The 19844-nt window shown below is 34.7% G+C and carries 18 protein-coding genes; 8 read left to right on the top strand and 10 right to left on the bottom strand.

From position 1 onward, the window contains the following. Positions 1 to 1606: 1606 nt before the first annotated feature. The 4 genes from ptsN to lptC all read right to left on the bottom strand — a co-directional run bounded on the left by ptsN (position 1607) and on the right by lptC (position 5102). Complete coding sequence (gene ptsN / locus ACFIKH_RS01250) at positions 1607 to 2071, bottom strand: PTS IIA-like nitrogen regulatory protein PtsN (protein WP_012754449.1); 465 nt, start codon at positions 2069 to 2071, stop codon at positions 1607 to 1609. Positions 2072 to 2980: 909 nt separating this feature from the next. After that, positions 2981 to 3775, bottom strand: coding sequence for an LPS export ABC transporter ATP-binding protein (gene lptB, locus ACFIKH_RS01245; protein WP_375625505.1), 795 nt, complete (start codon positions 3773 to 3775; stop codon positions 2981 to 2983). 6 nt (positions 3776 to 3781) lie between these two features. Next, positions 3782 to 4381 carry an LptA/OstA family protein gene (locus tag ACFIKH_RS01240; protein WP_375626140.1) on the bottom strand — a complete coding sequence of 200 codons (600 nt, stop codon included), beginning with the start codon at positions 4379 to 4381 and terminating at the stop codon, positions 3782 to 3784. Positions 4382 to 4457: 76 nt separating this feature from the next. After that, positions 4458 to 5102: an LPS export ABC transporter periplasmic protein LptC gene (lptC, locus tag ACFIKH_RS01235; RefSeq protein WP_375626138.1), complete on the bottom strand. Its 645-nt coding sequence runs from the start codon at positions 5100 to 5102 to the stop codon at positions 4458 to 4460. A 184-nt stretch (positions 5103 to 5286) separates the two neighbouring features. Here lptC and ihfB point away from each other — a divergent pair, with 184 nt between their 5' ends. The 7 genes from ihfB to ACFIKH_RS01200 all read left to right on the top strand — a co-directional run bounded on the left by ihfB (position 5287) and on the right by ACFIKH_RS01200 (position 11199). Beyond that, positions 5287 to 5565, top strand: a complete 279-nt coding sequence (gene ihfB, locus ACFIKH_RS01230; protein ID WP_012754445.1) for an integration host factor subunit beta — start codon at positions 5287 to 5289, stop codon at positions 5563 to 5565. Positions 5566 to 5572: 7 nt separating this feature from the next. Then, positions 5573 to 5869 carry a lipopolysaccharide assembly protein LapA domain-containing protein gene (locus ACFIKH_RS01225; RefSeq protein WP_375628030.1) on the top strand — a complete coding sequence of 99 codons (297 nt, stop codon included), beginning with the start codon at positions 5573 to 5575 and terminating at the stop codon, positions 5867 to 5869. A gap of 175 nt (positions 5870 to 6044) precedes the next feature. After that, the gene (locus ACFIKH_RS01220) at positions 6045 to 6980 is read left to right on the top strand and encodes a class I SAM-dependent methyltransferase (protein ID WP_375625509.1); all 936 of its coding nucleotides are present in this window, start codon (positions 6045 to 6047) and stop codon (positions 6978 to 6980) included. 2 nt (positions 6981 to 6982) lie between these two features. Next, the gene (locus tag ACFIKH_RS01215) at positions 6983 to 7837 is read left to right on the top strand and encodes a TrmH family RNA methyltransferase (protein ID WP_375625510.1); all 855 of its coding nucleotides are present in this window, start codon (positions 6983 to 6985) and stop codon (positions 7835 to 7837) included. Continuing rightward, positions 7827 to 8330, top strand: a complete 504-nt coding sequence (gene lspA / locus ACFIKH_RS01210) for a signal peptidase II (RefSeq protein ID WP_375670799.1) — start codon at positions 7827 to 7829, stop codon at positions 8328 to 8330. Before ACFIKH_RS01215 ends, lspA begins: the two co-directional genes overlap by 11 nt. A 1119-nt stretch (positions 8331 to 9449) precedes the next feature. Next, complete coding sequence (locus ACFIKH_RS01205) at positions 9450 to 10223, top strand: Bax inhibitor-1/YccA family protein (RefSeq protein WP_375626129.1); 774 nt, start codon at positions 9450 to 9452, stop codon at positions 10221 to 10223. Positions 10224 to 10335: 112 nt separating this feature from the next. Beyond that, positions 10336 to 11199 (top strand): endonuclease/exonuclease/phosphatase family protein, encoded by an 864-nt coding sequence (locus ACFIKH_RS01200; protein WP_375670797.1) that lies wholly within the window; start codon positions 10336 to 10338, stop codon positions 11197 to 11199. Positions 11200 to 11204: 5 nt separating this feature from the next. Here ACFIKH_RS01200 and polA read toward each other — a convergent pair whose 3' ends face one another. The 6 genes from polA to ACFIKH_RS01170 form a co-directional block, all read right to left on the bottom strand. Then, positions 11205 to 14114: a DNA polymerase I gene (gene polA / locus ACFIKH_RS01195; RefSeq protein ID WP_375648192.1), complete on the bottom strand. Its 2910-nt coding sequence runs from the start codon at positions 14112 to 14114 to the stop codon at positions 11205 to 11207. 321 nt (positions 14115 to 14435) lie between these two features. After that, on the bottom strand, positions 14436 to 15140 hold the full coding sequence (gene dnaQ / locus ACFIKH_RS01190) for a DNA polymerase III subunit epsilon (RefSeq protein WP_375670795.1): 705 nt from the start codon (positions 15138 to 15140) through the stop codon (positions 14436 to 14438). A 4-nt stretch (positions 15141 to 15144) separates the two neighbouring features. After that, positions 15145 to 15729, bottom strand: coding sequence for a dephospho-CoA kinase (coaE, locus tag ACFIKH_RS01185; RefSeq protein ID WP_375625516.1), 585 nt, complete (start codon positions 15727 to 15729; stop codon positions 15145 to 15147). Beyond that, on the bottom strand, positions 15726 to 16598 hold the full coding sequence (locus tag ACFIKH_RS01180; protein ID WP_375626122.1) for a shikimate dehydrogenase: 873 nt from the start codon (positions 16596 to 16598) through the stop codon (positions 15726 to 15728). The genes coaE and ACFIKH_RS01180 overlap by 4 nt, the downstream gene beginning before the upstream one ends. Beyond that, positions 16591 to 17187, bottom strand: coding sequence for a Maf family nucleotide pyrophosphatase (locus ACFIKH_RS01175; RefSeq protein WP_375670793.1), 597 nt, complete (start codon positions 17185 to 17187; stop codon positions 16591 to 16593). The genes ACFIKH_RS01180 and ACFIKH_RS01175 overlap by 8 nt, the downstream gene beginning before the upstream one ends. 12 nt (positions 17188 to 17199) lie before the next feature. Beyond that, a complete protein-coding gene (locus tag ACFIKH_RS01170) occupies positions 17200 to 18024 on the bottom strand; it encodes a pyruvate, water dikinase regulatory protein (RefSeq protein ID WP_375626120.1) in 825 nt (274 codons plus the stop codon). 547 nt (positions 18025 to 18571) lie between these two features. Here ACFIKH_RS01170 and rho point away from each other — a divergent pair. After that, complete coding sequence (gene rho, locus ACFIKH_RS01165) at positions 18572 to 19837, top strand: transcription termination factor Rho (protein ID WP_375625520.1); 1266 nt, start codon at positions 18572 to 18574, stop codon at positions 19835 to 19837. Positions 19838 to 19844: the final 7 nt, after the last annotated feature.

Here is a 19844-nt window from a genome sequence, read left to right as displayed (position 1 = left end):
TTCCTTCAATAAGCGAAATATTTTCACACTAACCAGAATAGATTTCTACGTTTCATTGTGACCTTTTAATCGTTACCAAAACATAAACTTCTTATTCAATAATCACATTAAAAAATAACATCTTCATTTTACGCTACTCATTTCGTTTTTGTATAAAAAAAGATTTCTTTAAGCTATAGAACTTCAAAACGAGATGAAAATATACCATCACTCTGTTAAGAAATAAACCATACTCTTTATGTCACAAGCAATCTGATGCAAAATTTTGAAAATACACACCGTACTCCCCGCAAAAAAGCTTAATCGCCTTACGGATATCACTCCTCGACTTTATGCATTCAATACATTTATGTTCGCAAAATACTCCATCTTTCACCCATTATAGTGCATTCATACTTCGTATTCAATATCGTCCCGATAACACTTTTTCTCAATCTTCAAAATATCTTGTAAAAATAATAAAATATTATCAAGATATTAATAATAAAACATAAAGAATTCAGATTCTATCTCAATAATCACATACCACTTTGTTTCTTTTGATCTTATTTCCCTATATATTTTATCTCCAATTATTAATTTCTAAAATGATTTTAGTAGCTTATAATAGCTTAATCATATTATTTTAATATGTTAGACGACATTTTCCTTTCTGTTATAAAAAACTTCCTAAGAATTCTTTTGAAAAGTTTCCTTCTCTTATTTCTAAGTAATTTATCAACAAAAATATAAAACCTTTTCTACAGCAATTCTAACCTTATCATTTTTTAACAACATTTTAATCAATTAAAGTGGATCTTAATAAATCTTCCCATGCACAAAGCTGTTTCACCCAACCTAAAGCTATAACTTTCATTTTTACCCCTTTCTTGTACAGTTTTTATCCACACGCTAATTCCGTTTACAACATGCAAGAAAATGGTTTTGATTGATTCAACATAAACAGGTTTGAAGTGAGAGAATCTTACAGTATTCGCATCTCTCATCCAACATGCAAAATAGTTAATTATATTTATAAATCAATATCTTGCTATACTGAGCATACACTCTTATTTTTTCTTGAGCATTAAAATATTATCCCTAAACACTCAAACTCAACTTACGAAAAATTCGATGCATAAATAAACTTTTCTGTTGATTTCTTTCCCGCTTTCAAAGGACGAAGATTCTTAATCCAATCTGGACTGAAAAAGTTTGGATTCTTGTCGAGCAGTCTACTCTTGTCTTCCTACTTATTTGATTTACTTAACCAAAAGCTCTACAGACAAGTCCTGCTAAAGAATATTTACCACACATTCTAAAAGCACTTAATATATTAAGAAGACTTACATGCCTTATCTCTCCACACCTCAAATGATGGCTTTTTACAGTATAACAGGATAAAAGAATCCATGAAGCATAATGTTTAGATGCTTTAATATACAAGAACAAGAAAAAACAAGTACTTCGTTTTGTTACTTGCTCTTTAAAAAGAAAGTTCGCTTAGAAACGATTTCTCATAAATTGCATGACATAACCTTTTGCTATCAGTCTTTTAAGATAAAAATTATATTATTTTCTACGTTCCGTGGTGTATACCTTGCAACTTATGCACTCATAATATCTTCTAAGCTGCATTTGATTCTGAAGTTTGAATCAGTAAAGCATAAAGCGCATTAGCATTATGCGTATTGCGCAACTTTTGCACAACATCAGTGTGACGCAAAACACGTGCGATCTGTGATAAAGCTTTTAAGTGATCCGCACCAGCATTTTCAGGTGCTAAAAGGAGAAAAACGAGATCTATAGGTTCGTCATCGAGAGCTTCAAAATCAACAGGACTTTCAAGACGTGCAAATATACCAATGATCCGATTAATATCAGGTAATTTTCCATGAGGAATTGCAATACCTCCGCCCAAACCCGTTGAACCAAGCTTCTCGCGCTGTAAAACAACATCAAAAATCACATGCTCACTAAGACCTGTTAGCTTGGAAGCTTTTTCGGCTAAAATTTGCAGAACCTGTTTTTTCGAATTAGCCTTAAGAGCCGGAATGATCGCTTCCGGTGCTATTAACTCACTCAAATTCATACTTTAATTTTCCTCTTACACGCTAAAATGCTCATCAATAAACCTATAAACAGTATAGATACTTAATGTTCTTTCACTTTTCGCAACATCGCATGTGTTTTTACTTTTCAATTTATAATGGATGATGGCTCAATACATCTCATATCACTTCTATCACAACAATAAATAGTATTCGGATCATCATTAACGGCATGAGAAACCAAAGAAATGAAGTTGTTCATAAAGTTAATTTCCTTACGACTCTAGAAAAGGTCATTATTCATAAATTTATTAAACTTGTCATAAGAGTTGATGTATAATTCGCCATCAGAGTTTTTCTTTCTTTAAAAATGAGCCCTTAAATTAAGATGAAAAGCATACTGAGCAAAATGGACCTTTACTTTGAAAATTATTGTATAGCTTGAACATCGCCTTATAACAAGAATATAAAGGTTTTTAGAGATTTAATGATTAGTTTAAAAGATTTATAGATTTATCCTGATATCTGTAGCCCAGCTCCTATTTTCAAATAGGCCATATAAACCAATAAAATACGACAACTCCTATTGAATAACCGCAATATATAACCGGTGCTCCCATCAAAATACCTAAAACAGCATCATCGATATATTATTTGATTCGACAGAAAAAAATATGATAAATATCTTTTACCTTTCAATAATGCACGCATTTATTAAGAGCTTCGTTTATCACTCATTATCAAGTTAATCTAGTGATATCTTTCTATAATACAATCATGAGCAAGCTAAACTTATAAAACAACAAATTAACCTCTAATGATGAAGCCTTTTTCACCGCTCAATAACAACATTAAGGTTATAGTCATAAAAGAAGTTTTGGCATAAATAAGGAGATTTTCAGTAATAATGTTTGGTTAAATTTAAATGGAAACTCGTGAAAGCTGTAAAATCAAAGAGAAAATTGATTTCCCAAATAAATTCTGCGTACATCAACGTTGTTGATAATATCATTAGGACAACCATGAACTAACACCCGCCCTGTATGAATAATATAAGCGCGATCGACAAGCCCTAATGTCTCACGCACATTATGATCCGTTATTAAAACACCAATACCACGCCTAGTTAAATGACGAATAAGTTGTTGAATATCGAAAATAGCGATAGGATCAATTCCTGCAAATGGTTCATCAAGTAACATAAAATGGGGACGAGAAGCTAAAGCGCGCGCAATTTCAAGTCGCCGACGTTCACCTCCAGATAACGAAAGTGCAGACATTTTACGCAAATGATCAATTTTAAATTCATGTAAAAGGCTATCTAATTCTTCACGTTGTTTAAGGCGATCTTTTTCAACGACCTCTAAAACAGCTTTAATGTTATTTTCTACTGAAAGACCACGAAAAATCGAAGCCTCCTGTGGAAGATATCCAATACCTAAACGCGCACGTCGATACATCGGAAGATGCGTAATATCAAATCCATCAATTTTAATGGATCCTCCATCAGATTTTATGAGCCCCATAACCATATAAAAACAAGTTGTTTTACCTGCCCCATTAGGCCCTAAAATGCCAACGGCTTCTCCCGTACGAATGCCAAAAGAAACACCATTAACAGTTCGTCTTCCTCGATAAATTTTAATCAAGTTACTGGCAATCAAGGTCCCTTTTAAGGGATTTTTTGAAGCTTCACTTTCAAGATTATACCTATCGGTCTGTTTTTTTCTTTTGATTCCAAACATGAAATCTTAATGGCCATTCTTTTGATTTTGTTTTAAAATAATAGAAACACGACCTTTTTTCTTAGGCGTCTCACAACCTTCTAAAAAAGCCTTTCCGCTTTCCATATTTGCCGTTAGTTTGCACCCCGTGGCCACATTGTCACCATCAGTTAACACAACATGACTCCCTGTCAAACTCATTATTTTTGACTTTCCATCAAAAACGCCTTTATCACCCGTAGCAATTTGCGTAGCAATTTTTATATAAACTTTTCCTAAAGCTTCCATTTTTTGTATACTCGACGAACCAAATAAAGAAACAGATGATGCCTTTGTATCTTCCTTGTTTTTATCAATTTCTTTATGTGCTTTATCGTAGTAAACAACTAATTTTGCCGTTCTTAAAAGACGTTCACCTTGCACCACTGAAACATCACCTTTAAAAAGCGCTATCCCTTCTTTATCACGTATTTCCAAAGAATCTGCATGAAGTTCTACCGGTTCTTTGTCGCTTGATAAACTTATTCCAAAATGAGCCACTTCAGCATATCCTAAAATTGCTCCTCCTCCTAACATTCCCATGCTAAAAGCTAACGTCACACCTATCCATCTTTTGTACGATTTCATTATTTCAATTCTTCTGTTTGTATATACACATACTTCTCTTTATAAATATCCTTTGAAGATTCAAATTGATATTACGTCATTGCTTTTGAAGCACTAAATGCACACCACCATGGAAATACATGTTTTTTCCTTTTTCTCGAATTTGTAATGCATTTGCGGCAAGATGCAAACCGGCTTGCTGAATATTAACACGTTGGTCTGTTTTTAACTGTCCCTCGGATAAATTAATACTCGCTGACATAAATTGTGCCATCATCCCATCATTCGTCGTAATGGTGAATGGCTTGTCCAACTGTAAAAAACCATTAATATTATCGTAAACCCCCCCTTGTGCTGCAAGAAAAACCTGTCTTTGTTGACCCATAAATGCTTTAGCTGTAATGTTTTGTAATCCAATCATTCCAGAGTGTGTATGGTCTTGAAATGCCTTTTCTGCTTTAAGCCAATAAGGTTCATGAGCACGCGTATACCCTTCTAACTTTGGATTGAGCATCGTCAAATTCACCACGCCACTTTCTTCATTATTCAAAGGCATAGAATCAGAAGTAACGGGAACCAAGAAAAACGTAAACCAACAAAAAACCAGCGCTGAAATCAACGCTAAGAGAGGTAAAAAAAATTTTAATATGCTAACGCGACGCGAATGACGGGATGCTTTTTTAAAAACATCTCCGAAAGATGATTGCGTCGAAAAGGCTTCATAATGATTGTGTACGGACATACTCTCCTAATCTCTTAAATACTCCGCATTTTTAATCTGTATAACCTTTATAGAAGGTATTTTCAAATTTTGTTTCTTGCAATTTGTTTTTTCTTCGTTTTATTTTGCTTTTATCCGTTTATATATTGTAATATGTATGAAGTGCACAATTACAAAAAAATTTTTGTGTGAAAGTGAGGCTATTGTGGTAAAATCAGAGCTTGTGCAAATTATCGCTCGTCATAACCCGCATCTTTTTCAACGGGATGTGGAGAATATTGTAAACGCTATTTTTGAGGAAATTTCAACAGCACTTGCAAATGGCAATCGTGTTGAACTTCGTGGATTTGGAGCTTTTTCTGTAAAAAGCCGTTCAGCCCGTAATGGACGTAATCCACGAACAGGTGAAGCTGTTTCTGTTGAAGAAAAGTGGATTCCTTTTTTTAAAACTGGCAAGGATTTACGCGACCGTCTTAATCAGTGAGAAACTTATGATAATTAAACGTATTCTTCTAACAAGTATCGGTGTGATTCTTGCAGCTTTTTTGATTGTTTTTATCGTTGCTAATCGTCAAATGGTTCCGTTAACCCTTGATCCTTTTCGAGCAGATTCTGAAAGTTTTACTTATCATGCTCCCCTCTTTATATGGCTCTTTATTTTCTTTGGTTTTGGTATTTTATTAGGGAATCTGATCAGTTGGTTTTCCTATCACAAATACAAAAAAGCTCTCAAAAAAAGTAAAGCAGAGATAGAGAAATTGAAAACGTCTATCACAAATCTGGTGTAATGGTATTTTAATTAAATCTTTTCTCTTCTCTCTGTATTTTATATTCAGTACAGAGTTAAAGGTGCTCTTTTCTTTTTTATACATATTTTAATTGACTTTAGCTCTTTTGCACTTTTACGAAACACTTAAGAACTTTATAATATATTTTCATACCTCATATACCGTGATACAAAACATGCCCGCACAATGCTTTCAATCCTCCTCCCATAACAATAGATATCCGCAGGAAAAGTTGCCCCTTATTTTAGAAACAGGTGTAAGTGAAAACTATGCTCTCATTGATTCTGGTCATGGACAAAAATTAGAACGTTATGGAGCTTACCGCATTATTCGACCAGAAGGTCAAGCACTATGGAAACCCGCTTTACCACAAAAACAATGGGCTGATGTTGATGCTATTTTCACAGGAAACCGTGATGAAGAAGGGGTTGGTCGTTGGCATTTTCCTAAAAAGCCACTTGATGAAACATGGACTCTTTCTTGGAATGGATTGCCTTTTCTAGGCCGTTTTACTTCCTTTCGTCATGTGGGGGTTTTTCCTGAACAAGATGCCCATTGGCGCTCTATGGAAAAACAAATTGTTAAAGCCGAACGTCCTATAAAATTGTTGAATCTTTTTGGCTATACAGGTATTGCCTCTTTGATTGGGGCACGAGCGGGTGCGAATGTTACCCATGTTGATGCTTCTAAAAAAGCCATTGCGTGGGCAAAAGCTAATCAAGAAAAAGCAGGATTACCAGATCATTCTATTCGCTGGATTTGCGATGATGCTATGAAATTTGTCGAGCGTGAACTGCGTCGTAAGAAAAGCTATGATATGATTCTTCTTGATCCCCCTGCTTATGGGCGTGGACCCCATGGTGAAATTTGGCAACTGTTTGATCATTTACCCGCTATGATCACAAATTGTCGTAAACTTCTCTCTGATAAACCGCTCTCTGTTGTCCTTACAGCTTATTCTATTCGTGCTTCCTTCTTTGCACTTCATGCTTTAATGCGTGATGCATTTGTAAATCTTGGTGGTACGGTCGAATCAGGAGAACTCATTTTGCGTGAAGAAGTTGCAGGACGTGCTCTTTCTACTTCTCTTTTTAGCCGTTGGATTGCTTGAATATGTGTAGACCCAAAACTGGTAGAGTGAAAGAAATTACCTCTCTTAGCAACCCCATCATAAAAGATCTTAAAGCACTTAGCCAAAAGAAAAACCGTAATAGAGAAGGTCTTTTCATGGCAGAAGGATTGAAATTGGTCATTGATGCTCTCAATCTCGGCTGGACAATACAGACGCTTATTTTTTCTAAAAGTAAAATCGGTAATGCTGCTATCGAAAATACTGCCGCACATGCTGTAGCCAACGGTGGTTTTGTTATTAAAGCCTCACAAAAGGTTATGGAATCACTTACCCGACGCGATAATCCACAAACAGTTATTGGTATTTTCAAGCAAAAATGGCACTCTCTTGAAATGATAAAAGGACAGATTAAAGATGTTTACATCGCGCTTGATCGTGTACGTGATCCTGGAAATCTTGGTACCATTATTCGAACTGCTGATGCTGTAGGTGCTAAAGGTGTTATTTTAATTGGCGAAACAACAGACCCTTTCTCGCCTGAAACGGTCCGTGCAACCATGGGATCTATTTTCTCTGTGCCACTTTATCGTCTTGATGAAAGCGCCTTTTTAAACTGGTCTGCTCACTTTAAAGGTATGATCGTTGGAACACATCTCAAAGGATCTCTGGATTATCGCACACTTGATTTCAAAAATGGCCCTATTATCCTTTTAATGGGGAATGAAAAACAGGGATTATCAGATCTTCTTACAAATCGGTGTGATAAACTTGCGCGTATTCCACAAAGCGGACGCGCAGACTCGCTTAATCTAGCTGTAGCAACAGCTGTTATGCTTTATGAAATCCGTCGCCCCTATTTAATACTGGAACCATGTGAGGAAAAATATGACGCGTAAATCACTCCCTTTTCTTCTCTTGGGCTTGGCTTTTACAGTACTACTTGATCAAGCTGTCAAATACTGGGTTATGCACAATATGCCTTTAGGAACAGAAATTTCGCTTATTCCTTTTCTTTCCCTTTATCATGTGCGTAATTCTGGCATTGCATTTTCGTTTTTTTCTTCCTTTTCTCACTGGGTAATCATCGCCATCACAATCATTGTGATTATCTTCCTTCTATGGCTATGGAAAAATACTGAATATAATAAGTCTTTAATGCGCTTTGGCCTTATCCTTATTATTGGGGGAGCAATTGGCAATCTCATTGATCGTATTCGCTTTCATCATGTCACTGATTATATACTCTTTCATATTGATGATATTTTTTATTTTGCTATTTTCAACCTTGCAGATAGTTTTATCACTCTCGGTGTTATTGCCATCCTTATTGAAGAATTGCGCGCTTGGATGAAAGCAAAAAATCATTCTAACAATACATCTTCTCATTGATATGCTCATTGTCTTAGAAAACAGAGATCATTGACCATCATAAGCCTGATTATAAATTGATTTTTCTTGGATAATTCTTGCAGCTAATTGTTTTTCGTGTTTCTTTTCATAAGATTATAAAATCTTATTTTTCAACTTTACACTTCTACACTTGGTCAATGCAAAAGAAATGAACTCAAATAGAAATCAATATTTTTTATCCACATGTCCTCTATCAAATTCAGAGAGAAAATATTTTACAGCATTTAAAGTTCTATTATTTGCTTAGAACATTTGCTTTTCATATGTTTTTAGTTTTTACAGGTATTGTTTTTTACAGAGCCCTTCTTAAGCGCTTCGTTAAAAAACTCTCCTTTTTTGGTTTATATATTGTTTAATAAAAAACATTTTTTCAACTATCTTCAATGGTGTCTTCTTAAATCAACTTATTGATTATAAATATAAATTACCGTTTTTCATATTGAATAAAAGCCCTTAATAGCCTAAATCTCTTTTATTTGAAATCTGTTCATGCTGAATTTATTAAAACCATGTCTCTTGCAAGACACAAGCAAGTCAATAATCTTGTTTGATGTAATATAAACAGATTTGCAACCAGAGAATCTTACGATATTCGGAATATTATCTAGCATACAAAAAGACAGTTTATCATTATATCTCAATATGTTATATAAATCCAATTCAATAGCTCTTCTAACCGTGCAAAACAGGTGCAATATTGAAGATTGAAAAATAGCGTTATGATAGTTGCCGCTCTTCTCATAAACGCAAAAATAGTGGATATTTTATAAAGGATTGTATTACATAGTTTCTGTGAATAATAAAAATTTTTGAGTGTAGTCTTTATTATCTTGTAAAAATATGGCGAAAAATGGAAACATTTTTTATTAAAATGAACCATTTCCTTACCAATTTGTAAGGTTCCTTGCTTATATAAATCTCTTGTAATTTTTAAATAAATCGCCATAATAAGAGCAGGTATACTGGAATTCTGTCAGTGATTCTTAAGGGTTTTTTGTATTTGCCAAATTAAGGCTTATGCCAAGCTTATCTGTATAATGACAGAGATACTTTTAAAGCCCTGTACCTGACGGAACATATGCTAAAGGATTTTATATTATGGCTAATTTTAAAGATTTACGTTCGGCACCTGCTTCTCATGCCGATGCATCAATTGATCAGGGATTACGCGACTATATGTTGGGTGTCTACAATACAATGGCCATTGGTTTGCTTATTACAGCTGCTGCCGCTTATGCAATTGTATCATTAGCAACGACAACGGATATGGGCCAAGCAGCAGCTCAGATCAATAGCAGTGTTTATCTAACATCATTTGGAGTAACATTTTATACATCGCCATTCTCTTACATTGTTATGTTTGCACCACTCATAGCAGTTTTATTCCTCAGTTTTAAAATTAATACATTGAGTACAAACGCTGCTCGTAGCCTCTTTTTTGGTTATGCTGCTCTGGTTGGTCTTTCACTGTCTTCAATCGTTTTGCGCTATACGACAGAAAGTGTTGTGCAAACCTTTGTCATTTCCGCCGCAACTTTTGGAGCTCTTTCACTTTATGGATACACAACAAAGCGTGATCTCACAGCAATCGGTTCATTCCTATTCATCGGATTGATCGGCTTGTTTCTTTCCATGATTGTGAACATTTTTCTTGGATCAAGCGCTTTGCAATTTGCTATCTCTGTAATTGGTGTTTTTATCTTTGCTGGTTTGACAGCCTACGATACCCAAAGCATTAAGTTGATGTATTATGAAGGAGATGAAAGCGACACCAGAGGACGTAAAGTTATTATGGGCGCGTTGAATCTTTATCTTGATTTCATCAATATGTTTGTCTTCTTGCTACAATTTCTTGGCTCAAACCGTGATTGATTGCAAAAATCATAACTTAATTAAAGAACCTTGTTTCTAAAAGAGACAAGGTTCTTTTGTTTTTAGTGTAAGTCTTTACCCTTTGTTTCTTAGGGACTATTCTTTTCGCAAAATGACAAAAATACCCTATAAGCAAAAATTTCCTTGGTTTACCGGTTTTATCCAACAAAAACTCCATAGCTCCTTTTTAAATGCAATTCACAGCCGTTCTCATCATCAATCAAACATCATCAATCAAAATAGTAATTATGATCTGACCGTTGCTTCCTATAATGTGCATAAATGTGTAGGTGTTGATAAAATTTTTAATCCTACAAGAATTGTCCGTGTTATTACTGAATTACAAGTTGATATCCTTGCTCTTCAAGAAGCAGATAGACGTTTTGGAGAACGCATCGGTTTGATTAATCTTCAGCTATTAAAAGCTGAAACCGGTTTGATTCCTGTACCTCTTAATACTATGTCACCTCATGGACATGGTTGGCATGGGAATGCTCTCTTTTTGCGAAAGGGATATGTACGTGATACTTTACAAGTCACTCTTCCTGGTATTGAACCACGTGGGGCTGTAATTGTAGAGTTGGAAATGGCAGCAGGCCCTATTCGTATTATTGCGGCTCATTTTGGCTTATTACGTTACTCTCGTAAACAACAAACAAAAATGCTCCTTGAAATTTTCCAAAAACGCTCCCTTATGCCTACACTCCTCATAGGAGATTTTAATGAATGGCGGATGGGAAAAGGCTCATCTTTAAATCATTTTTTCCCCTATTTTGATAGCACTTTTGAAGTTGTACCAAGTTTTCCCTCTCGCTTTCCTTTTTTAGCCCTTGATAGAGTTTTTTCTTTTCCACACCAATTGGTAACAAGTATTGAAAATCATCATTCACCGCTTGCACGCATTGCTTCAGATCATTTGCCTATCAAAGCCTATCTTAATCTTTCCAACGCAATCAACATTCTTAAAAATAAATAAAAAAATTAATGTGCTTCATCCCAATTTTGAGCCGTCATGACTTTTACTTCAAGCGGTACAGATAAAGATAAAACCGGCATTGTAGCATTTTCCATAACATTTTTAACAACAGCCATGGTTCTTTTACTTTCTTCTTCTGTTACTTCAAAAATCAGTTCATCATGCACTTGCAGCAACATTTTTGCTGATAGTTTTTCTTCTTTTAAAGCATCTTCCATATGTATCATAGCGCGGCGAATAATATCAGCTGCAGAACCTTGAATTGGAGCATTGATAGCTGCTCGCTCATTAAGAGAACGAATTTTTACATTCTTTGCTTTTATTTCTGGATAATGGATACGACGTCCAAAAATTGTTTCTACATAACCATTTTCACGTGCAAAGATTTTGGTCTTCTCCATATAATCTTTAATTCCTGGAAATCTTTCAAAATACAGTTGAATATAACGACCCGCTTCTTGGCGTGAAATTCCCAATTGATTGGCTAATCCAAAAGCTGAAATACCATAAATAATACCAAAATTAATCGCTTTTGCACGCCGTCGTATATCTGAATGCATTCCTTCTATCGCAACGCCAAACATTTGTGATGCCGTTATAGCGTGAATATCATGCCCTTTAGCAAAAGCTTCTTTTAATGCTTTTATATCCGCAATATGTGCAAGAATGCGCAATTCAATCTGACTATAATCAGCAGAAAGTAACACATGTCCTTTGGGAGCAATAAAAGCTGTTCGAATTTTACGCCCTTCAGCAGTCCGCACTGGAATATTTTGCAAATTTGGCTCTGATGATGATAACCGCCCTGTTGATGTTATTGCCAAAGAATAATTCGTGTGAACTCGCCCTGTTTTTGAAAAAATATAAGAAGGCAAGGCATCTGTATAGGTAGATTTTAGCTTTGCAAGTTGACGCCACTCAATAATTTTACGCGGCAAAACATGACCTTCAGCAGCCAACTCTTCTAAGGTCTGTGCAGAAGTTGACCATTGTCCACCCTTAGTTTTAGCGCCTCCAGGTAATCCCATTTTGCCAAAAAGGATATCCCCTAATTGCTTTGGCGAAGAAAGATTAAACTTTTCATCAGCTTGTTTGTAAATTTCCTCTTCTAAAATCAAAGCAGCTTGTGCCAATTCTCCTGAAAGACGCAATAAAATCTGCCGATCAATAAGAATCCCACGTTCTTCCATTTTTGCAAGAACTTCTACAAGGGGTCGATCAAGACGCTCATAAATTTTTGTCATTCCACGAGCAACAAGTTGCGGTTTTAATACTTGCCAAAGGCGTAGCGTTATATCAGCATGTTCCGCCGCATAAAGGGTTGCTTGTTTTAAATCTACTTGTGCAAAAGAAGTAATTTTTTTTCCGTTATGCGTTAAATCTTTATAGGAAATTGGTTTATGCTCAAGCCAACGTTCAGATAAATCATCCATATTATGGGTTAATGTTCCAGCATCAAAAGCATATGATAAAAGCATGGTATCATCAAAAGAGCTTATCATAATGTCGTATTGCTTCATCACCAACCAATCATATTTTATATTCTGGCCAATTTTTAACACCGATGAATCTTCTAATATCGGTTTTAAAAGTGCTAAAGCTTTTCGGGTCTCAATCTGCGAGGCAATGCGCCCGCCCCTCAAAAGGTCCTCTTCTCCTTCATCAAAATGTTCAAGAGGTATATAAGCTGCTTTTTCTGGCTGTAATGCGAGTGAAAAACCAACAAGCTTTGCTTGCATCGGATCAAGAGATGTTGTTTCAGTATTAAAAGCGAAAAAACCCTGCTCTTGTGTTTGTGATAACCAATCTTTTAAAATTTCCTCATCAAGAATTGTTGTATAAGCATCTCTTGTAATTTTTTGAGTCAGCGCTTGATCTTTACGTTTTTGTGCAAAAACTTGTGGAGAATTTTCAGAAAAATTATGAAGAGATGCGCGCTCAGTATTATTGATATCAGAATCATGCCTGTGGCTCAGTTTTTCCCATTCAACATCTATATCAAGGGCATCAATAACAGCTGCATCGCATGACGTTGCCTCTGCCACGCGACGCGTTAATGTTGAAAATTCCATCGCTTTCAAAAAAGCAATTAAACGTGGACCATCTTGTGGCTCCAAAACAAAATCATCTAAATCATTATCTATAGGAACATCTGTTTTAAGCCTAACAAGTTCACGAGAAATTTTAACTTGTTCTCTATAAGCTTGAATGTTTTCGCGTCGTTTTGTTTGTTTAATTTCTGTTACGTTTTGCAATAAAAGATCAAGAGAATCAAACTGATCTAACAACTGAGCTGCAGTTTTGGGACCAATACCTGGAATACCTGGTACATTATCTGTTGAATCTCCAATTAATGCTTGTAAATCAATCATTTTTTCAGGCGCAACACCCCATTTTTCTACAACTTCTGAGATACCTATATGTTTGTCTTTCATTCCATCATACAAAGATACATGCGTATTTACGAGTTGCATAAGATCCTTATCAGAAGAAATAATGGTTGTTTTTGCCCCAACCTTTGTTGCCAATTTTGCATAGGTAGCAATCAAATCATCCGCTTCAAAGCCTTCCTTTTCAATACAAGGCAAATTAAAAGCCTTCGTTGCTTGGCGTATTAGCGCAAATTGAGGAATTAGATCTTCAGGAGGTTCAGCGCGATTCGCTTTATATTCAGGATAAATTTGTTTCCGAAAAGTATCAGATGAATAATCAAAAATAACAGCAAAATGTGTTGGAACAATACCAGTAGCTGTATTACGAGCATCACAAAGTAATTTCCATAACATATTGCAAAAACCAGCTACTGCTCCTACAGGAAGTCCATCCTTTTTACGTTTTAAAGGCGGCAAAGCATAATAAGCACGAAAAACATAGCCTGATCCGTCAACCAAAAAAAGATGATCTGTTGCTTTCATGACAATTCTATTTCTCCATTTCAGCTAAAAAACAAATTACCTGTATATATTTTTTTTCACTTTTATTTTTATTTTTTCATTTTGCCTCTAAAAAGCCATTTTTTCTTTTCATAACACATGAAGTCGTTGCACTTTATATTAAGTACCTAGAGCTTTTCTTTGCTGTTACAGGATTAATAGCTTTCATTTTGCTCCTCCTATGATAGCTGAGGTACGATGTAGCGACAGGGTCGTTGTGGTGTTCCCCTCCCCACAACGACCATTTTTTTGACATCCATATTCTTTAATTTAAATAGTGATTTTTTTAGAGAAAAAATGATGTTATTCATGAATTTTAAAGTTATTCCACAGAGCTTTTTCACCTATCTTGTTGATAAAATCAGCGTGCAACCTTTTTTCTTGCGGACTCAATCTTGAAGGTAAAGCCTGTGGGCGAATTTTAACTGCATAAGATGTATCTTTATCATTCTGGATATGTTCAAGTCCCCTTCTGTTATCAAAACCCAATACACCTTGCTTTCCACCGATCAGTTCAATATAAACATCGGCTAAAATCTCTGCATCAAGCAAAGCACCATGAAGAACACGATGGCTGTTATCAATTCCAAAACGTTTGCATAAAATATCAAGAGAATTAGGACCCATAGGGAATTTACGCCGTGCCATAGCCAATGTATCAAGAATATTATCAACACTGATAAGCGGTTTGTTGACGCGTTTTAATTCTGCGTTAATAAAACCAATATCAAAACTCGCATTATGCGCAATCATTGTCGCACCTTTGATAAATTCCAGAAATTCATCAACAATATCACTAAAACTTTTCTCGTTTTTTAGGCGTTCATTGGTTAATCCGTGAATTGCTACAACTTCATCAGGAATAATAACGCCTTCAGGGTTTAAATAAACATGAAATTGTCGCCCCGTAAGATAAAGATCAACCATTTCTACACAACCAATTTCGATTATGCGATCTTTTTCTTTATCTAAACCTGTTGTTTCTGTATCAAAAATAATTTCCCGCATGACTTCAATTCTTTAGTTTTTTTATCACATCAAAAACCTGTTGACGTGTATTCTCTAAATCTTTCCCTGTATAAATAATAAAATCAGCACGTTCTCGTTTTTTTTCATCCGGCATTTGTCGAGCATTGATAAAGGCAAATTTTTTCTCATTCATACCTTGGCGAATCATTACACGTTCTTTTTGTATTTCTGGTGGAGCAGAAACAACAATAACGCTATCCACACGACTTTCACCATTTTTTTCAAACAGAAGTGGAATATCAAGAATAACTAATTTTTTCCCTTGTTTACGCGCTATATCAATAAATTCCCTTTCTTTTTCTTGCACCAAAGGATGAATTATTTTTTCTAATGTTTGTAATTTTTCCTTATCATCAATCAAAATTTCAGAGAGTTTCAAACGGTTAACTTCACCTTTTTCAACAACACCAGGAAAAATACTCTCTATGAATGACAAAACTGGCTCACTTTTATAAAGCCGTTGTACTGCTTCATCAGCACTAAAAACAGATATACCCGCTTGCTTGAAAAAATCAGCAACTGTTGATTTTCCCATAGCAATTGATCCCGTTAATCCTATGATCTTCATTCCTTCTTTTCACTCATATCCTCTAAAATAGCTGTCCGTAATGTTTTTGTTACCTGTGGTCTTATTCCAAACCACTGTTCAAACCCTATAACAGCCTGATGTAGAAGCATCCCAAGTCCATCAACCGTCTTGAGATCACAAGCTTTTGCCTGTTGTAAAAAAGGAGTTATTAATGGTGTATAAATAATATCTGTTACTAACGCCGTTTTTTTTGCTTTATGAAAATCGCAAAAAAAAGAATCACTTTTTTCTTCTGGATTTTTTATGCCAATAGAGGTTGTATTAACAATCAAATCAGCTTGATGAAGTATTTCATGGATTTTATGCCAATCGTAAACTTTAATGTATTTTCCAAAATGCTGAGCTAAATTATCAGCGCGTTGTTTTGTACGGTTAATCAAATAAATCTGTTCAAATCCGCGTTTTTCTAAGGCATATATGATAGCGCGTGCGGCACCACCTGCTCCAAAAACAAGAGCTGTTTCTCCTCCCCAATCAGATGCAAAATCATCAAGATTAGCGCTAAAACCATAGGCATCGCTATTCGTGGCACAAAGCTTATCTCCTTCATACCAAAGTGTATTAACAGCACCAATCATTGTTGCTCTCTCATCTTTATAATCTGCTAAACGAAAAGCTTCCTGTTTATAAGGCAAAGTAACATTTCCTCCACAAAAACCTATTTTTTGTAAAGATGCAATAAAATGACTGAATTTTTCAGATGTTACTTCTTGTGCAAGATATTCTCCTTGTAAACCATATTGTTTAAGCCAAAAATTGTGAATTTTAGGCGATTTTGAATGATGAATTGGAGAACCAACAACAAAAGCACGCGGATAATTTATTTTTTTTATTGTTAAGTCAACCATCAATAATTCCTAAATGACGCAGTTTTATGAGTAGAGGCAGCAAAGGTAAACCAACAATGGTAAAAAAATCTCCTTCAATTTTTTCAAAGAGATGAATCCCTTCCCCTTCAATTTGATATACTCCCACGCTGTTTAGAACATCTTTTCCTACGCGTGCTAAATAACGTTCAATAAATTCTGACGAGAGCAAACGGACGGACATATGTGCACTAAAAGCTTCAACCCAAATTTTTTGACCATTTTTAAATAAAGCTACTGCACTATGAAGAGAATGAGTTTTTCCTGATAACTCACATAAACGTTGATGTGCTTCCTTAATATTTGTTGCTTTATGAAAAACTTGACCTTCCAAATCAAGCACTTGATCACAACCAATAACGAAAGCATCAGGAAAACGATCTGAAACATTTTTTGCTTTTGCACTCGCAAGAAAACAGCTGAGTTCTTTAGATGTTTTTTCTTTTGCTTTTTTTTCTACTTCTCTTTCATCAAAAGAAGCTCCTTCAATGAAAAAATTTAAACCTGCTTTTTTTAATAATTTTGCACGATAAAAACTAAGAGATGCTAATATTAACGTATCTGCGTTCATGAGAATTTTCTCTCATTTTCCTTCACGAAATCGTGATAAAAGTTCAAATATTGCAGCAGCAGTTTCTTCAATAGAGCGTCTTGTGACATCAATAATAGGCCAACCAAAACGTTCGCAAATGCGTTTTGCATAGATTAATTCTTCAGCTATGTTGATACGATTTGTATAACTATCAAGAGCAAAACCTTCTCCCAAATCTCGATTTTGACGAATATGTGAGATTCTTTCAGCTGAAGCAATTAAACCAATAATTAAAGAATTTTTTGCCTCTAAAAGGGATTCTGGCAAATCAATATTAGGAATAAGAGGAACATTAGCCGTTTTTATTCCGCGATTTGCTAAATAGATACTTGTTGGCGTTTTAGAGGTTCTTGAAATTCCAACAAGGATCACATCTGCTTCGGATAAGCTACTGGAAGACTGTCCATCATCATGCTCTATTGTAAAATCCAGTGCTTCAATACGGCGAAAATAATCTGCATTAAGATCATGTTGTGCGCTCGCACGTAAATGTGTTGGCATTCCAAGGTAAGACTGAAAAGCATTTAAAACAGGATGCAATATATCAATACAGGGAACTTTTATTTTTTTACACTTTTTTTGAAGGAGAAGTTTAAATTCTTCATCAATCATTGTGTAGAGAACAATACCTGGCTCTTGTTGTATTTCATCAAGAGCTTTTTGTAACTGTATTTCATTACGAATCATAGGATAGATATGCTCTGTTACCTGACTCATTGTATACTGCGATGCTACAGCTCTCCCAACAGAGATTAACGTTTCTCCCGTTGCATCAGAAAGCATGTGTAAATGAAAGATTTTTTTTTCTTTTGTCACAGAAATTTTAACTCCTTGTTAAGATATGTGTATATATCCTTACCGTTTTTTATAAAACTAAAATTTAGGAAAAATTCTTCGTTTTTATACACAAATTAAATGCTTGTGATAATTTTATACCTCTTATAAAAAAGAGGGGATAATATCTTTAAGATAGTGTTATTTTTATTCTTTTTTTTAGTCCCTTTTGTGGATAAAATTGGGGATAAATAATAATCCACACTAAACACAGTTATAAATAAGAAGAATCCCTTCTTTAATATAAATTTATTAATATAAATTTCTGTAAAAAATACTTTTGAATAGCATTTAATTAATGCTATAACTCTAACTCATATTTTTGTTATAAAATAAATTAAACACTATTTATATTTTTTCAATTTTTTCATATAATTACTTAATATTACAGGGATAAATTTCATATAAATGGTACTTGCAGATTAAAAAAATTGAGTGTAAAATATTTTTCTTCTTAAGAATATTTCGTTCATAAATTTCCATAAATTATTTAAGATAATCTTCTCCTTAATTACAAAGAGCATATTTCATGCAAAAAATGAAACTACAAGAACTTAAAAGCAAAAATCCCGTTGAACTTGTTTCTTTTGCTGAAACATTAGAAGTTGAGAATGCCTCTCTTATGCGCAAACAAGAATTAATGTTTGCTATCTTGAAAAAACTTGCTCTACAAGATGTAGAAATTATAGGAGAGGGTGTTGTTGAAGTTTTACAAGACGGATTTGGTTTTTTGAGATCTGCTGACGCTAATTATCTTCCTGGTCCCGATGATATTTATCTTTCACCAGCACAAATACAGTCATTTTCTTTAAAAACAGGCGATACCATTGAAGGTCCTATACGTAGTCCAAAAGAGGGAGAACGTTATTTTGCTCTCCTTAAAATTAATACAATTAATTTTGAAAAAACTGAAAAGATTCGTTATAAAATTCACTTTGATAATCTTACTCCTCTTTATTCAAATGAGCGTTTCCAAATGGAAATACAAGATCCTACAGAGAAAGATATGTCATCACGCGTGATTGATTTGATATCTCCATTGGGAAAAGGACAAAGAGGGTTAATTGTTGCTCCTCCTCGGACAGGAAAAACAGTTTTACTTCAAAATATTGCTCATTCTATTACCACTAATCATCCTGAATGTTATCTCATTGTTCTTTTAATTGATGAACGACCAGAAGAAGTTACAGATATGCAGCGTTCAGTAAAAGGAGAAGTGGTTTCTTCTACTTTTGATGAACCTGCAATACGTCACGTACAAGTAGCAGAAATGGTCATTGAAAAAGCCAAACGCCTCGTTGAATATGGACGCGATGTTGTTATTCTTCTTGATTCTATTACACGTCTTGGACGTGCATATAATACAGTTGTTCCTTCTTCGGGGAAAGTTTTAACAGGTGGTGTGGATGCAAATGCTCTCCAGCGTCCAAAACGTTTTTTTGGTGCAGCACGTAATATTGAAGAAGGTGGATCTTTAACCATTATTGCAACGGCTTTGATTGATACAGGAAGTCGTATGGATGAGGTTATTTTTGAAGAATTTAAAGGAACAGGTAATTCTGAAATTGTTCTTGATCGAAAAGTTGCTGATAAGCGTATTTTCCCTGCTATGGATATTTTAAAGTCAGGAACGCGTAAGGAAGAACTTTTGGTAGAACGACAAGATTTACACAAAATTTTTGTTCTTCGTCGTATTTTAGCATCTATGAATGTAACAGATGCAATTGAATTTTTGATTGATAAATTAAAGCAAACAAAAAACAATAGTGAATTTTTTGATTCAATGAATACGTAGAGTCATT

Origin of the sequence: Bartonella sp. SD1336NMGDW, from assembly GCF_042193565.1 — a bacterium.
GTDB classification, from domain to species: Bacteria; Pseudomonadota; Alphaproteobacteria; order Rhizobiales; family Rhizobiaceae; genus Bartonella; species Bartonella grahamii.
The sequence above is the reverse complement of the archived record's forward strand: the minus strand, read 5'-3'. Positions and strand labels throughout refer to the sequence as shown.

Coding starts and splice junctions, on each gene's coding strand:
- rho (WP_375625520.1), top strand. CDS start 18,572: ATGCAAAAAATGAAACTACAAGAACTTAAAAGCAAAAATCCCGTTGAA.
- ACFIKH_RS01220 (WP_375625509.1), top strand. CDS start 6,045: ATGCCCGCACAATGCTTTCAATCCTCCTCCCATAACAATAGATATCCG.
- lptB (WP_375625505.1), bottom strand. CDS start 3,775: ATGTTTGGAATCAAAAGAAAAAAACAGACCGATAGGTATAATCTTGAA.
- ACFIKH_RS01215 (WP_375625510.1), top strand. CDS start 6,983: ATGTGTAGACCCAAAACTGGTAGAGTGAAAGAAATTACCTCTCTTAGC.
- ptsN (WP_012754449.1), bottom strand. CDS start 2,071: ATGAATTTGAGTGAGTTAATAGCACCGGAAGCGATCATTCCGGCTCTT.
- coaE (WP_375625516.1), bottom strand. CDS start 15,729: ATGAAGATCATAGGATTAACGGGATCAATTGCTATGGGAAAATCAACA.
- ACFIKH_RS01200 (WP_375670797.1), top strand. CDS start 10,336: ATGACAAAAATACCCTATAAGCAAAAATTTCCTTGGTTTACCGGTTTT.
- ACFIKH_RS01225 (WP_375628030.1), top strand. CDS start 5,573: ATGATAATTAAACGTATTCTTCTAACAAGTATCGGTGTGATTCTTGCA.
- dnaQ (WP_375670795.1), bottom strand. CDS start 15,140: ATGCGGGAAATTATTTTTGATACAGAAACAACAGGTTTAGATAAAGAA.
- lspA (WP_375670799.1), top strand. CDS start 7,827: ATGACGCGTAAATCACTCCCTTTTCTTCTCTTGGGCTTGGCTTTTACA.
- ACFIKH_RS01240 (WP_375626140.1), bottom strand. CDS start 4,381: ATGAAATCGTACAAAAGATGGATAGGTGTGACGTTAGCTTTTAGCATG.
- lptC (WP_375626138.1), bottom strand. CDS start 5,102: ATGTCCGTACACAATCATTATGAAGCCTTTTCGACGCAATCATCTTTC.
- ACFIKH_RS01175 (WP_375670793.1), bottom strand. CDS start 17,187: ATGAACGCAGATACGTTAATATTAGCATCTCTTAGTTTTTATCGTGCA.
- ACFIKH_RS01180 (WP_375626122.1), bottom strand. CDS start 16,598: ATGGTTGACTTAACAATAAAAAAAATAAATTATCCGCGTGCTTTTGTT.
- ACFIKH_RS01205 (WP_375626129.1), top strand. CDS start 9,450: ATGGCTAATTTTAAAGATTTACGTTCGGCACCTGCTTCTCATGCCGAT.
- polA (WP_375648192.1), bottom strand. CDS start 14,114: ATGAAAGCAACAGATCATCTTTTTTTGGTTGACGGATCAGGCTATGTT.